Consider the following 15,203-nt stretch of genomic DNA (forward strand, 5'->3'; position numbering starts at 1 on the left):
CACCTATAAGTTTTCCTTATGATATGTTAATAAATATTAATAATTTAATTATGACCTCTATAATTGTATGATAAAGATGTCATAGATATTTGTAAAGATATAATGGTTATCTGTCAAAGTAGGAGTTGATAAAATGAGTATTGAAATTATCAGGCTAGATCATATTCAAATATGTATACCTATAGGTAAAGAAGAGCTGGCACGAAAATTTTATCTTAATCTTCTTAATTTTATAGAAATAGAAAAACCAGAAAGCTTAAAAAGAAATGGTGGTTTTTGGTGTCAGTCAAAAGAAGTTACATTGCATATAGGTGTGGAAGACATCAAAGAAACTAAAAGCAAGCGCCATGTGGCATTTATTGTTCATGATATTACACAAGCGAGAAAAGCTTTAGAGAAAAATGGAATATTGATCCGTGATGAAATTCCAATTCCAGGCATAGATCGTTTTTCTTGCTTTGACCCTTTTCATAATAAAATAGAATTTCTAGAAAGAGTTGGTACTTCTACAACAATGAGAGAAAGCTGACAAACTTACTCAGTCAGCTTTCTCCCCTTTAGGTAAAAATAAAATCAAAATGAAACTGATTATCGCAAACAGAAACACAACCCAATATACACTATTCAATGCAAAACTTAGCCCATCTTGTATAAGTACTTGTCCTTCTTCAGATAAATGATTTCGTTGACTTTGATCTAACAACATTGCTGTTGAGTCTAAGCTTAATGTATCTTCTACTCCATGTTTTGAAAAAAAGTTAATAAGTTGGGTATTTAGTATTCCACCTAGTAGTGCTGCTCCAATTGTACTCCCTACATTTCTCATAAACATATTTGTAGCTGTTGCAACACCACGCTTATTCCAATTCACATTACTTTGAATAGAAACAATAAATGCTGTAGTAGTAAGTCCCATACCAATACCGATTAAAAATGAGCCTGTTGCAGCAAAAAGTGGACTGTCATTACTTTTTAGAATGATAAAAATAATACTTCCTAAAATAAGAGAAATTCCACCAATAATAGAAGTTGTTCGATATCCAATTTTTAAAATTGATTTACCAGCTAAGGTTGCCGCAATGGGCCATCCTATTGACATGGTTGTTAATGTTAATCCAGCAATAATAGCCGGTTCTTCCATAACTCCTTGTACAAAAGTAGGCAAAAAGGTAGAAAGACCAATAAGAATAACGCCTGTAGTTAAAGATGTTAAATTTGCAATCAAGATTGAACGTTTTTTCCAAAGATCAAATGGCATCATTGGGTCTTTTGCCTTACGCTCAACATAAATAAATATAAGGAAAGCAAATATTGAAAAAACAAGGAGCGCTATAGTAGGTAATGAAATCCATTTCCACCTTACTCCTCCTTCGACAAGGACAAACATAAAGGAAGTTACTGATAAAGTCAGTAGAATGGCTCCCACAAAATCAATTGATTGTTTTTTCTTTTCTATGGTCTCATGGAGAAATAAATACAATCCTATTATTGCTAAAATTCCTAGAGGAACATTTAACCAAAAAACAAACCTCCAACTAACAAATTCTACAAGCAAACCTCCAAGTGCCGGTCCCATAATAGCTGAAATTCCCCACACACTTGATAAATAACCTTGTATTTTAGCCCGTTCCTCTTTTGTATAGATATCTCCTACGATCGTTGATGCTATAGGCATAACCGCGCCAGCACCAAAGCCTTGTATAAAACGAAAGAAAATAAGCCACTCCATCGAAGGAGCAAAGCCACATAATATTGAACCAATTAAAAAAACAACAATTCCAAAGGTTAGAACAGGTTTTCTACCATATAAATCTGATAATTTCCCATAAATTAAAACTGTCACTGCATTCATCAGTAAATATGAGGAAAATACCCAGCTATATAAAGAGAAATCTCCTAACTCTGCAACAATGGCAGGCATTGCTGTTGCTACAATTGTCGCCTCTATTGCAGCCATAAACATGGCAAGCATAACAGTAACCAACACATAGGCCCTTTTTGTAGTATTAGATTTTCTTAGCCTCAATTTAAAGTGTTCCACAAAATGTACCGCCTTAACATAAGTGTTTTATGTAAATTCAACATATGAATTGAAGAAAAGAAAACGATGTAATAAATTTATACATCGTTTCCATAAAGTAGCTATTTTTTTTGATTTAACAAATCTAATTGTTTTTTTAACTGCTTCAAGATTGCTCTTCTTGTAAATATACCTTCGAATACATGATCATTGTTTTGTACACATATAAAGGGATGGTTAATCACAAGATCTAACCCTTTATCTAGAGTATCATTTAAATTTAACCTTGGGATTGTTGTGTTCATTACTTCTTCGACTTTCATATTTTCTAGTTTTTCAAATTCGATTCGTTCAAGACCAAAGATATTGTCCATAATTAAATTCATTCCTATTAATCCATGCAACTTAAAGGTAGGATCTAGAACAGGCAATGCGGTATATCCAGTTTTCGTTAACACAAGTAATGCATGCTCTAAATTATTACCAACTTGTACATGTGCCACTATGTCCGCGGGTATCATAAGATCTTTTATTTTAATATCTATTAACTTATCTGTATCATTACTAAACATCGTTGTTCTTCCTCTCTAGATAACTATGTCTATTCTACTTAAGATTATATAGAGGTTAATTCCCTTTTCTATCATATCATAATTAAATTAGATAGAGTATTGGCAGGAGTACTAAAAGCTTGTCAATTTTATGGGGTTTTATTAAAGAAAGAAAATGATATAAATCTACAATAATTGAGGACAAAAAGGAGTGTAGTTTAACTGTTGTATTGATCTCTAAAACAAGTATGAAGCATTTAACATCTTACTTCATATTTATTGTATATTTATCGGGAAATTTTAATTATCTTACTTTGTATATCTATTTGCGTAACTAAACGCAGCATATGAATTGGGCTTAATTTTCGCCTCAATGCCCATCGATTCTATTCTACCAGTCATTTCCTGAATGAGCTCCTTTGTCATTCCATTTCTTCCTATATCCAAATGAATTTCAAATAATAAATCTCCTCCATCATCAGCAAATGGAATAAGTAAATCTAATAATTCATTTAAATATTGTGATGTAAAGTAAGAAGCTATCTCAATGCTAAGTGCAGTTTCCATTGAAATTTTTTCACGGACACTATTTATAGGACGTTTAATATGATAGTTTCTTAAACATCCCCATGCTCCTTTTCCAACTCTGTGTATGTGGATAGCTGTTATAAATCTCGTTTCATTTTGATGGACTTGTGAATCAGATCCTATTGATAAAACATAACATGATCGTGGGTCTTTTAGGATAAAATCCTTCAAACGATTTATAACAGATTCAAACGTCATTTGTTTTTCAGACACATTATAAAAGGTAAAGGATTCGTTCATGTCACAACTCCTTTTTATATTTAAGCTATTCAAACTCATTCGCTAATATAAGCAATACGGGAATCAAAAAAAAGGAACGTAGAATGTAATTACCGACTAGTAAAGATTTTAAATCTCAAGATTAATCACCCTTTATAAACGGTTAATTTCACCTTATTTATATATATGTATGAAACAAACTAATATTGTATACGAATTTCCATTACAAGGTTAATTATTGGTACGCAAATTCTTTTATCTCAAACAATACATTTAAACATAATAGAGGGCTACTTTTGTATAATTAAGTAAAACAGTTTAAGAAAAACAGCCACAAAAAAAGCCAAACCCATTGGGTCTGACTAATTTCCTTTACTTGTTTCAATATTTTTGATTGTCTCATGGCAATGAGAACAAGTAAAAATAACATTTTGATTTGATTGTGCAGTTAATGAGTTTGAAAGCATATCTTGCTCACGACAAAGCGGACAAATAACAATAGGCTCTTTTCTCATGCTGACTCCTTTACTTCCATATTTACTGAAGTAGGTCGAAAATTTCCATAGCAATCATATCAATATTATCAAACTGATAAGATTGAGGCTTATCACCTTTTTGGTAAACCTCTAATTCAAATGTGCTATTTTTATCAAAGTACTTTACACTACAGCGTTTCTCACCTTCAACTTCAAAAAAACGTTGAAGTGGTTCTCCTGAACCTGAATTCTCTTGTAAGTTTTGAAGCCTTGTAATAATGCCTAATAATTGTGACATTTCATATCCCCCTTCCGGAAGAGTTAACGTATAACTAATTCCTCTTTTTATTATTTTACTCTACCATACATTATATCCACAAAACAACGATCCGATAAATACTGTCTTTACTTTGTGCCAAATCAATTTTACACTATGTATGAAAGGATTACCAAGGAAATCCCTTTTCATTCTTGTTCTTTTAAAATAACGAATTGTATCAATCAAACTGACTTGAACCGGAATGTACGTTTAAGGAGAGTAATGCATGGCCACAAAAGCTTTCTTTGTAAAGACTTCATAGTACTTCTTATTAGAATCACATTTAAAAAGCAATAAAAAATCTAGTGGCAATTGTTTCTTTAATTAAGATACCACATATAATAGCATTAAATATTTAGTATCACTTTTTAAGAAAAGTGTCCTTACAAATTAGCCTATGTTATTGTAACACATTTTTTATAAAATCATCCTAGTTTTAAAAATTTGTATAACTGACTTTCCTAATAACTAAAAGAAGATAGAACTACATAGCCAATAAATGTGTATCTAAAGTAAAAAGTTTAATGAAAATGAAGTTTTACAGATTTCCTAATTACATAATAATAAAACAGTACTATTATAAAAGAAATAGTATGTCTGGAGGAAAATATCTACATGAAACATGTCATTGTCTATTCACAACCAAATTGCCCGCCATGTCAAGTTGTTAAGCAATTTTTAGAGCATCATCAAATAGAATTCATTGAAAAGGACGTAAGTCAAGATCATGCTGCCAGAGAAAAATTAATCAATGAATTACATTCTACTTCTACACCGACAGTTACTATTAATCAAGATATTGTAACAGGATTTGATTTAAAAAGGTTAGAGGAACTTTTGGATATTAATTCTAAATAAAAAACTCAAAAGTCAACAGGTTTAAATTCAATAGTTGTTAAAAATATGCAAATAAAAAAGCTTGGTGACCAGCCAAGCTTTTTTTCCGTTCTATTTATTAAAAGGGGTTTGGGGAAAATTGAGAGTTTAATGACTAATCAAGTACCTACATAGATGAATGACCAATTCATCTTTGCTTTGTCTAAACTAGCTTCACCTCCTAAATATTATCTTATGTAAATCAAAGTTGATTATCTTTCTTAATTACAATGATAATGATTATCATTGTCGTTGTCAACAACATTTTTCAAAAATATTAATACAAAATATTTATTACCATACTATGCGGGCTAGTAACACACACTTTTGAAATGAAAAATAGAATTGTGCAGAAGAAAATTAAATGCTTCTTGGAGACGATGAAAGGTTTAAGTCCCACAGAAGAAGCCAATGATGCCTAGAACTGAAATCTTTAAAAGTAGAAATCATTAATAAGATTTTTTGATAAAAGATATGTAGATAAAAAAGATATTCCTTGTGTCGCATTAGTTAAGTTAAAGTGATTAAATTCAATAGCCTCACTTGTCGATAACCCATTTACCACATTTGTATCAATCAAATCTTGGGTAACCATATTACTTTGAACCGGTTTATTATTTAGAAACGGTTTATTTACGTCATCTTCAATACTGCTTATTTTCCAATTATTATTTGTCTTTTTCAAAAAGACAACTTCATAATGATCCTCATATGATACAGGACCTTCGTTATTAGCTTCAAAATATTCATATATCATTGCCTGTTCATCAACAATTTCAATAACTGTCTCTTCGCTATATTGAAAAAATGGAATTGTATTTTTAGGGAAATCTGTACCATATACTATGTATTGGTTATTTACTGACTCTACATTTTCCTTTAAATATACTTTAATGAAGGAATCAAAGAAGTATTCTTCTAAAATCCTTTCTATTTCTTCCTTAGATCTAGGTTCTTCTGTTAGTGAAACTTGAGCTTCAAACGCATTTTGGACATGTGATAAAATATCTGATTGAAGCTTTTCATTAGGTTCCTCAGCTGCTACATGTTGAGAAAGTGAAAATAAGAAGATAAAAAACATAAATAGAACTTTCATTCGAACTTGTCCCAACCATACTCATCCCTTTCAACATAATCATTTTTTTAATAAACTAAATAGTGTATACCTCTATCTTAACAACTCTAATACCTATTTTGATGAATTATAATTCGTAAAATTGCTTTAAAAAGCGACAATATTTCTTATAATATTTACCCCTATTTACATAATACAAACCATATAAGATGCTATACTTGAAAAATGGTTAAATTAGACACAAAAAAAGTGGACAATTAGTGTCCACTTTTATCACCAGGATATTGTAAAGGCTAAATAAAAGATATAAGCCAATGAAAGAATACCTGCAATTATATAGGCTAGAAAAATCGGATTTCGCATATAAGGATGTTCTTGAACTTTTTCATTTATTTGAGTATCATAGGTTGATTTTCGCTCACTTACAAGTTTCCCAACTTTAAATGTATAAATTAAACTAACAGCTAAAATCAAAAGCGCTATTACACCGAGTACCATTGTTAAGTAAGTCATCTACTTAAGTCACCCCTTTTAAAAATAGGATAACTCAACACAAACAAAAATATGCTACCTTATAACAGTCCCTCTTCTTCAAATAAATATTCGTATGATAAATCTACAAATAAATAATGGTTATGATTTAAAGGATATGAGAATGTTCTAATGAGCTCCCCTGTTTCAATATCACTATAAACATCACTTAAAAAACCCTTCTTCTCATATCGCATTTTTATAATATTGGCCAAAAAATATGGACGCCAACTCCAATTCTTCATATGATATTCTGGTTGTACAATCCAATTATCTTTTTTAAAAATATTAACCGATTGTTGAAAGCCATCTTCATCACAAATATAAATACGAAAACAGCAATCATCTAAATCAACTGATAATTTGTTAAGTAACAATTCATAATTATCGTTTTCTTTATCATGTTTTAAAAGACTTTGCTGTATTCTTTTATGAAATTGTTCTGTAAAATTGTAGAGATTTTCAAGCTTCTTTTTCTCGGTAGAAATAAATCTCTGGAATTCATGCTTTAATCTTATCTTTGAAGCATCCCTCTGTGTGAATTCTCTCTTAGGTTTATCAAGATAGTAACCTTGATAATAACGACCGCCATTTTTCCAAGCATATTGTAGCTGAAAATTCACCTCAACATCCTCATATAAAAGAGTGGCACCTATTTTTCTTGCTAATAGCGAAATTGAATACAACACATCATAATAAGACTGCAAAGGTGATGTTAATCTTAACGGGTGTAAATCAATTTTAAGAATGTCTGGTGACAGCAATCCTATCCGATCTAAATTGCTACTTGATTTACCGATATTATCTATAGCAATTTTTATTCCGTATGTTCTATAGTAAGTTAACAAATGATAAAGCTGTTCCATGTCACCAAGAAAATTATGTTCTGTAATTTCCAGAACTAGTTGATTTAAATTTAATCCATCCTCTTTCTTTTCAAGCAAAGATTCTAAAAAGCTTTCGCCATGATCAAGCATAAGTAAATTTGCATCCCTGTTAATAAAAAGAAGGATTTCGCTATCATTAAGATCTATAAATTCATTTAGGGCTTTATGTAAAATATAATCATCAACTTCTATTCGGTATTCATCAGGAATATTTTCATCATGGAAAAAAAACCCTAAGCTCTCAACATCATGATTAACCTGAATTCTCCCCAAAACCTCATAACCCACTACCCGCTGTTCATCAGCACTAAATATTGCTTGATAGTATGGAATAACCTTTTCAAGATTTGTTAACACATCTAACGGATCCAATACAATCCCCTCACCTATATCTATCTAAAGTATTAAAATTATACCATAAAGTGAGGCTTCCTTCACTTATAGTGTACTTTACGAACAAGAGGTGTTTTACTGAGCTAGCTTATAAGATGTTTAACACTTGAAAGCAAAAGGAAGGCAATATTATTAAAGGACAAAGGAGAAACAAAACCAGGATTGAAGATGTAGTTAGTTAAGCTTTTACTTTGGTCGGAATTTTGATCATCACCATAAGTTAAGTCTATACAGATAAGAATAAAAACTCCTAGAATATCACCTAGGAGCTTTCTTCGTTTTCTCTTTTTGCGAGCAGTCAATTGTCTTGAGCTCCAGTAAACTAACACTATAAAAATATATAGGTAAATAACCTTTCCAACACAGGTAAAACAAATTATTATAGACGATCTTCTGATTTCATTTCTAACATGAGTTACAGAGATGTTACCAACTTAAAAAGGATATTGGTTTAGCCACTGTCCTCCGTCTAATGTTATACACTCGCCATTCATATATGCTGCATCATCAGATAATATAAAAGCAGCTAAAGCAGCAATTTCTTCTGGTGTCCCTAAACGGTTTAGCGGTACACTATTTAATGTTCTTTTGGCTGCTTCTTCTGATTCCCATAATTTATCTGCTCCACCTGTCCTTTCTATTGGACCAGGAGCAATTGCGTTAACCCTTATACTATATTTTCTACCCCATTCAACAGCCAATGTTCTAGTCATCGATAGAACACCAGATTTTGCAGCAGCTGAATGAATAACACCTGGACCAGCATTCCATGCATAAGTAGCAACCATATTTAATATTGCACCTTTTGATTGCTTCTCTATCCAGTACTTACCTATTGCGGAACTACAATAGAATGTTCCATTTAACACTATATCAATGACAGACTTCCATCCATTTACAGACAGATTCTCAGCAGGACAAAGGAAATTACCAGCTGCGTTATTCACAAGAGCATCAATTCTACCAAATCTTTCATCTACCATATTGATCATATCAAAAACCATTGTTGAATCTCTAACATCCAATTGAATCGGATAAACTTGGTCTTCGAATGTCTCTATTTCTTTTTTCGTATTTTCAAGCTTTTCTAGTGTTCTACCAATAATGACTACATTTGCACCATCCTTCGCAAATCGTTTCGCCATTGCTTTTCCCATCCCATTTGAACCACCAGTTACAATAACTACTTTACCCTTCATACATATTACCCCCTATAAAAATGAATGTTCATTCATTTTTATTTTACCATAAAAAACACAGTTTTTTTTCTATTGTAAATTTTTTTAGAAATAAAACTTCACTTTTAAGACTTATAATTGTAATAGAACTCTTAATTTAAACCATGATATACTTAGACTATTCAGTATGTTCTTGAAGATGCGAAACTTATGAACATATATACTTATTAGATTAATATGGAAGAATAATTATAAAATTAGGGATTGATAGATAGCATGACAAAACAATATTCTAGAAGATCTTTTTTAAAAGGTCTTCTTTCCTTTTCTTTCGGTAGCTTATTATTAGCTTCAAGCGGTTATACATATGCGAGATATTTTGAGCCAACAATGCTTGGGGTAGAAAAACTAAAGATGATCGATCCTAAAATTCCAATATCATTTGAGGGTTTTACAATTGTTCAATTTAGCGATACTCATTTAAGTGAGTATTTTACATTAAAACAGTTGGAGACGTTAGTAAATAAAATAAATAGCCTTTCACCAGATCTTATTCTATTTACAGGTGATTTAATGGATGAGCCTAATAACTATACACATATTAATGAAATTGTTCCTGTTTTAGAAAAGCTTAAAGCCCCATTTGGTAAATATGCTGTATATGGAAACCACGATCATGGTGGATATGGAACAGATATTTATAAAAATGTTATTGAAATGTCTGGATTTACACTTTTACTTAACGAAGCAACAAATATATCAAAGGCAGATGGTAGTAAAATAGTGATTGCTGGGATCGATGATTTGATGCTAGGTAAACCAAGCTATGAGGGAGCTTTAGGAAACTTAAATAAAGAATTTTATAATATTTTATTAGCTCATGAACCAGATGCTGCACTTGAAACAAAAAACTATTTTGTTGATTTGCAGTTATCAGGTCACAGTCATGGAGGTCAAATACAACTGCCTTTTTATGGCCCTCTCATAACTCCTCCTTATGCTATGCATTATTTTGAGGGTATGTATGAGGTCGATTCAATGAAGTTGTATGTGAATCGGGGAATAGGTACTACTAGGCTTCCTTTCAGGTTTTTATCACCGCCTGAAATTACTCATTTCACTCTTTCTCCAAAATAAAACGTGAAGAAGGAATCTGTATGTGTCGATTCCTTCTTCACGTTAATCACCCATTTATTCAAAAAACTTTGTAATTTGTTCAGCAGGAATAGGTCTACTAAATAGATAGCCTTGTCCTTTATGACACTTTAAATTGCTTAAAAAATCTAATTGTTCATCTGTTTCAATACCTTCAGCAACAACAGTGAGTCCTAAATGTTCAGCTAGATGTAAAATCGTTGTTACGATCGCTTCATCTTTTTTATCAAGCAAAACATCTTTAATAAACGATTGGTCAATTTTTAAAGTATCAATTGGAAACTGTTTTAAGTACATTAATGAAGAAAAACCAGTACCGAAGTCATCAACTGAAATCATTACTCCCAGTTTCTTCAGCCTTGTAATCATCTTGAGTGCTTCCTCAGCATCTTGTAAGGAACCCTCAGTAATTTCAAATTCGATATGTTTCGGACTTATTTTATACGTTTTAAATAAGGATTCGATCATATCGATTAAATGTGGCTGTTGAAATTGTTTAGCTGAAAGATTAATAGCAATAGTAGTTTCTGGGTATCCTTCTTCTTGCCAAGAAAGTATTTGTTTGCATGCTTCCTCTATAACCCACTCTCCAATAGGTATAATCAAACCCGATTCCTCAGCAATTGGAATAAAAACGCCTGGAGAAACGTTTCCAAGCTTGGGATGATTCCATCTTAATAATGCTTCAAAGCTAACTACTTTATTTGAAGACAAATCAATTTGGGGCTGATAAAATAGAGTTAATTCCTCATGCTCAATAGCCCTTCTTAGCCCAGTTTCAATTTCAAGTAACTCGTTGGTATTTTTATCCATCTCGTTATCATAGAAAAGGTATTGAGCACGATTCCTTTGCTTTACGACAAACAAAGCTTTGTCGGCTTTAGTTATAAGAGAATCATCGTCATTACAATCTTCCGGAAACATACTTATCCCGATACTTAAGGAAATGAAATATAGTATTTCATCTAAATAAAAGGGTTCCTTGAACTTTTGAATTAATTGATCTGCAACTAATTTTGCCTTTTTTCGATCAGTGTCAGGTAAAACAATGATGAATTCATCCCCTCCATGTCGATAAACAGAATACAGAGGTCCAACTAGGTCGGAGAGTCTTTTACTTACTTCAATCAAGAGTAGGTCGCCACTATTATGACCTAGAATATCATTTAGCATTTTAAACCGATCTAAATCGATATACATAACTGCAACAGATTGCTTATTATTAAATTGTAAGATATGTTTCAAATCGCTTTTTAAGGCACTTCGATTTAATAAGCCTGTAAGAGGGTCATGATAAGCCATATGCTCAATCATTTCTGATTGTTTTGTTTTTTCAGTTATATCTCGAAGGATAAAAAAGATTCCATTCACTTTTCCATTGATAATAATAGGAACTGTTTTATAATGGACATTTAATTTTTTATTTTTATAAAGTAGTATTGCTTCTCCTTCAACTGAGTTACCGTCAATTGTCTGGTGAAAAGCATTTCTTAAAGGTTTAACATCCTGTGCTTCAAATAAATCAAAAATACTATTTCCTTCAATAGCATTCTGATTACTGTTTAATAGTCTCAATACAGAAGGATTCACCGTTAATATTTCACTAGATAAGTTAATAGAAAATACTGCATCCATATTATGATCAACCAATGATTTATACATTTCTTGACTTTCTAGTAACATTCTTTGTTCTATTACACGATCTGTAATGTCCCTCGTAACCGCAATTATGTATATTACTTTGCCCTGATCATTTTTAATTGGAGTCAAGATTGTTTCACCATATGAGAATAATTTCTCATTGATTTGCACCTTATCTTGGTAAGAAAATGTTTTTTTTGATTCAACTGCCTTCAAATACTTTTCATGCAAATGGTCAGCTATTTCACTACGAACAAAATCATAAAAGGTTTTGCCAACATAATCTTGCCCTAATTTAGCATGAATCTTCCCAATATCATTTGCAAACAAATATGTAAAAGAATTATCGCTTTCAACTTTCATAATAAATATTAAATCTTGAACATGTTTTAAAATTATATCAAAAATAAATGGTTCGATTTCAGTATATCGCTCATCATTTTCAAGATCTTTTTTAATTAAATTTAAAAAATAGTTGTTCACTAGTCATCATCCTGTACATTTCTATTTATATTGCTGCTGTTAAACATTGTGTTGATTTTTGTAACAGGCATTCGCTTTCCCGGGAATATCCTCTGCAGGAGTCTCATGGACCCTTCACTCCAATCAACAAAATGCTAAAAATCAACATTAAGCTATAACATAGCCATTATAGTAGAAATAGTTAAAATTCAAAGTATATTTTAATAGTACCACAATGTCTTATGATGTGATATATCAATAAAATGCCCACATGATTAATGCTTTATGAATTGATTTGTTAAACTTTGTTGTTGATTTCCGTTACAGGCATTCGCTTTCCCGGGGGAAAAAAGAGAAAGTGCTAATAATAAGAGAATTTGCCACTAACTGTATAAATTAAAGTTTTTCCTACAAATGACAAATGGAACAGAATTTTAATGAACAAATAAATGTTAAAAATATTCTATATACAAAAAAAGATAGTGCTCATAAAATAAGCGCTACCCCTTTTGTTATGTAATATTTATTGTTTCTTTATTCTTCATCTTCCATCACTTGATAAGCTTTACTGAACAATAATAACTGACTATCTACAATTGGTTCATCTAGTTTACGTTCTACATAATGATAGATTCCGAACTCATCTTGTTCTCTAGCCTTCACATTATCAGCTAATGCACTATCTAAGATTGCATTAATACGCATCTTAATGTCTCCGTCATAAATTGGGAATAAAATCTCCACTCTTTTTTCCATATTTCTAGTCATCATATCCGCAGATGATAAAAATGTTTTACCTTCACCATTATGATGGAAAAAATAAATCCTGCTGTGTTCTAAAAATCTTCCCACAATACTTCTAACTCTAATATTTTCACTAACTCCTTTAATACCAGTTCTTAAACAACATGTACCTCTAACGATTAAGTCGATTTTCACACCAGCATTTGATGCCTCATAAAGCTTTGTAATGACTACTTTATCAGTTAAAGAATTCATTTTAGAAATGATTCTTCCGTTACCAAATCTTTTATGAAAGTGAATTTCTTCTTCTATTAAGTTTATAAAGTCCTTTCGAATATCAAAAGGTGCAACAGATAAATGATGAAAATCAGGTTTCTCAGTATAACCACTTAAATAATTAAAAAAGTTCGTAGCATCAATTCCAAACTTCCTTTTTGATGTTATTAGTCCCATATCTGTATAAATTTTAGCTGTTTGATCATTATAATTTCCAGTACCTAAGTGAACGAATCTCTCTATTCTGTTATTCTTTCTTCTAACAACGAGAGTAATTTTGCTATGGGTTTTTAAGTACGTCATTCCATAAATAACATGACACCCTGATTTTTCTAATTCTTTTGCCCACTGTACATTATTTTCTTCATCAAATCTAGCTTTTAGCTCCACTAACACCGTTACCTGTTTACCTTTCTCAGCAGCACGTTTTAATGCTTCAATAACAGGTGAATCACCACTAACCCGATATAATGTTTGTTTAATAGCTAATACATCTGGGTCTTCCGCAGCTTCAGTAACAAACTCAATAACAGGCTCGAACGACTCATAAGGATGATGAAGAAACACATCCTGTTCGGAAATCTTTTCAAAAATATCTTCATCTGAAGATATATCACGCGGTGGTTGCGGAATTAGTGTCTGAAAAACTAAATCTTCACGGGTTTTGGCCATATTTTTATAAAATCCAAATAATATTGTAAGATCAATTGGACCATCTATTTCGTATACATCTTTTTCATGAACTTCTAATACTTCAGTCAAATAACGTAAAATATTTAAATCAAAGCGATCCTTCTGTATTTCAAGTCTAACCGCAGCTCCCCACTTACGTTTCTTTAGTTCCTTTTCAATTTCCTTTAATAAATCTCTTGCACCTTCTTCGTGAATCGTTAAATCTGCATTTCTAGTAATACGAAAAATTGAAACAGATACAACATTATAGCCCTTAAATAATTTGTATATAAAATGGCTAATAATTTCTTCTAATAAAATGAACTGAGTTTTTTCACCAGATGTGTGAAGGGATACGAAACGGTCCAACACTGCTGGTACTTGAACTATAGCCGTTTTGAAACGATTTTCCTGGTATTCATCATTATCCTCAATCACAATAGCCAGATTTAGACTTTTATTTAAAAGCATTGGGAATGGACGGTATGCATCAACTGCCATTGGAGTAAGAACAGGAAAAATATTCTCATCAAAGTACTCTTCCAAATTCCTTCTTTGTTCAGAAGTAACATCAGCCATCTGAACCATTTCAATACTTTCTTCTTCTAATTTTGGAATAAGAACCTTGTTATAAGCCTCGTATTGTAGCTCAACAAGACTATGTGTTTTTTTCGCAATTTGATTTAATTGCTGCTTTGGCGTCATACCTGCTTTATTTTCAGGTTTATTAAACCCTGCTTTTACTTGATCTTTCAGTCCTGCTACACGGACCATAAAAAATTCATCTAAGTTGGAACTAAATATCGCTAAGAATTTAAGACGTTCTAATAAAGGATTTTTCTCATCAAGAGATTCTTCTAATACACGTTCATTAAAAGCCAACCAGCTAAGTTCTCTATTGTTATAATAAAGTGGACTTTGAAGTTTTATCATATTTTTATCTATTGTATTCATTTCTACTCCACCCCTTATTTCGACATTTATATACAATTCCATGATAGCATTAAGATAACAATTCAATTGTAAATTATATGTAAAATTTTTGTATTTTTTTCGTAAATACCGATAATTTATTTCACACAATATAAAATTTAGCTTTGGATTATTATAAACCACTAGGGAAAGGCAATTAACTAGAGT

Annotated in this window: 14 protein-coding genes; 3 read left to right on the forward strand and 11 right to left on the reverse strand. The window is 31.4% G+C overall.

The window, feature by feature from the left end:
* Window positions 1-133 precede the first annotated feature (133 nt).
* Window positions 134-529, forward strand: a complete 396-nt coding sequence (locus tag JOC75_RS07435) for a VOC family protein (protein WP_204953374.1) — start codon at window positions 134-136, stop codon at window positions 527-529.
* A 9-nt stretch (window positions 530-538) separates the two neighbouring features.
* On the opposite strand, the gene JOC75_RS07440 is transcribed toward JOC75_RS07435, so the two are convergent.
* The 5 genes from JOC75_RS07440 to JOC75_RS07460 all read right to left on the reverse strand — a co-directional run bounded on the left by JOC75_RS07440 (window position 539) and on the right by JOC75_RS07460 (window position 4,152).
* Entirely contained in the window at window positions 539-1,987 is a 1,449-nt protein-coding gene (locus JOC75_RS07440; RefSeq protein ID WP_338036554.1) for an MDR family MFS transporter, read from the reverse strand.
* Between the two features lie 155 nt (window positions 1,988-2,142).
* Window positions 2,143-2,592: a cyclic-di-AMP-binding protein CbpB gene (cbpB, locus tag JOC75_RS07445; protein ID WP_204953375.1), complete on the reverse strand. Its 450-nt coding sequence runs from the start codon at window positions 2,590-2,592 to the stop codon at window positions 2,143-2,145.
* Between the two features lie 288 nt (window positions 2,593-2,880).
* On the reverse strand, window positions 2,881-3,399 hold the full coding sequence (locus tag JOC75_RS07450) for a ribonuclease H-like YkuK family protein (RefSeq protein WP_204953376.1): 519 nt from the start codon (window positions 3,397-3,399) through the stop codon (window positions 2,881-2,883).
* Between the two features lie 341 nt (window positions 3,400-3,740).
* Window positions 3,741-3,893 carry a hypothetical protein gene (locus tag JOC75_RS07455; RefSeq protein WP_168714470.1) on the reverse strand — a complete coding sequence of 51 codons (153 nt, stop codon included), beginning with the start codon at window positions 3,891-3,893 and terminating at the stop codon, window positions 3,741-3,743.
* A gap of 22 nt (window positions 3,894-3,915) precedes the next feature.
* Window positions 3,916-4,152 carry a YkuJ family protein gene (locus JOC75_RS07460; protein ID WP_146947045.1) on the reverse strand — a complete coding sequence of 79 codons (237 nt, stop codon included), beginning with the start codon at window positions 4,150-4,152 and terminating at the stop codon, window positions 3,916-3,918.
* A 636-nt stretch (window positions 4,153-4,788) separates the two neighbouring features.
* Between JOC75_RS07460 and JOC75_RS07465 the strand changes: the two genes are divergently transcribed.
* Window positions 4,789-5,031: a glutaredoxin family protein gene (locus tag JOC75_RS07465; protein WP_204953377.1), complete on the forward strand. Its 243-nt coding sequence runs from the start codon at window positions 4,789-4,791 to the stop codon at window positions 5,029-5,031.
* Window positions 5,032-5,482: 451 nt separating this feature from the next.
* Here JOC75_RS07465 and JOC75_RS07470 read toward each other — a convergent pair whose 3' ends face one another.
* The 4 genes from JOC75_RS07470 to fadH all read right to left on the reverse strand — a co-directional run bounded on the left by JOC75_RS07470 (window position 5,483) and on the right by fadH (window position 9,134).
* Window positions 5,483-6,160: a DUF3993 domain-containing protein gene (locus JOC75_RS07470; RefSeq protein ID WP_204953378.1), complete on the reverse strand. Its 678-nt coding sequence runs from the start codon at window positions 6,158-6,160 to the stop codon at window positions 5,483-5,485.
* A gap of 237 nt (window positions 6,161-6,397) precedes the next feature.
* The gene (locus JOC75_RS07475) at window positions 6,398-6,637 is read right to left on the reverse strand and encodes a hypothetical protein (RefSeq protein ID WP_239589307.1); all 240 of its coding nucleotides are present in this window, start codon (window positions 6,635-6,637) and stop codon (window positions 6,398-6,400) included.
* 59 nt (window positions 6,638-6,696) lie between these two features.
* A complete protein-coding gene (locus tag JOC75_RS07480; RefSeq protein WP_338036565.1) occupies window positions 6,697-7,920 on the reverse strand; it encodes an EAL-associated domain-containing protein in 1,224 nt (407 codons plus the stop codon).
* A gap of 449 nt (window positions 7,921-8,369) precedes the next feature.
* A complete protein-coding gene (fadH, locus tag JOC75_RS07485; RefSeq protein WP_204953380.1) occupies window positions 8,370-9,134 on the reverse strand; it encodes a 2,4-dienoyl-CoA reductase in 765 nt (254 codons plus the stop codon).
* A 255-nt stretch (window positions 9,135-9,389) separates the two neighbouring features.
* Here fadH and JOC75_RS07490 point away from each other — a divergent pair, with 255 nt between their 5' ends.
* Window positions 9,390-10,250 (forward strand): metallophosphoesterase, encoded by an 861-nt coding sequence (locus tag JOC75_RS07490; RefSeq protein WP_204953381.1) that lies wholly within the window; start codon window positions 9,390-9,392, stop codon window positions 10,248-10,250.
* Window positions 10,251-10,304: 54 nt separating this feature from the next.
* On the opposite strand, the gene JOC75_RS07495 is transcribed toward JOC75_RS07490, so the two are convergent.
* Both JOC75_RS07495 and JOC75_RS07500 read right to left on the reverse strand, forming a co-directional pair.
* Window positions 10,305-12,392, reverse strand: a complete 2,088-nt coding sequence (locus JOC75_RS07495; RefSeq protein ID WP_204953382.1) for an EAL domain-containing protein — start codon at window positions 12,390-12,392, stop codon at window positions 10,305-10,307.
* A gap of 513 nt (window positions 12,393-12,905) precedes the next feature.
* Complete coding sequence (locus tag JOC75_RS07500) at window positions 12,906-15,017, reverse strand: RNA degradosome polyphosphate kinase (RefSeq protein WP_204953383.1); 2,112 nt, start codon at window positions 15,015-15,017, stop codon at window positions 12,906-12,908.
* Between the last annotated feature and the right edge of the window lie 186 nt (window positions 15,018-15,203).

The organism is Metabacillus crassostreae, from assembly GCF_016908395.1.
Lineage (GTDB): Bacteria > Bacillota > Bacilli > Bacillales > Bacillaceae > Metabacillus > Metabacillus crassostreae.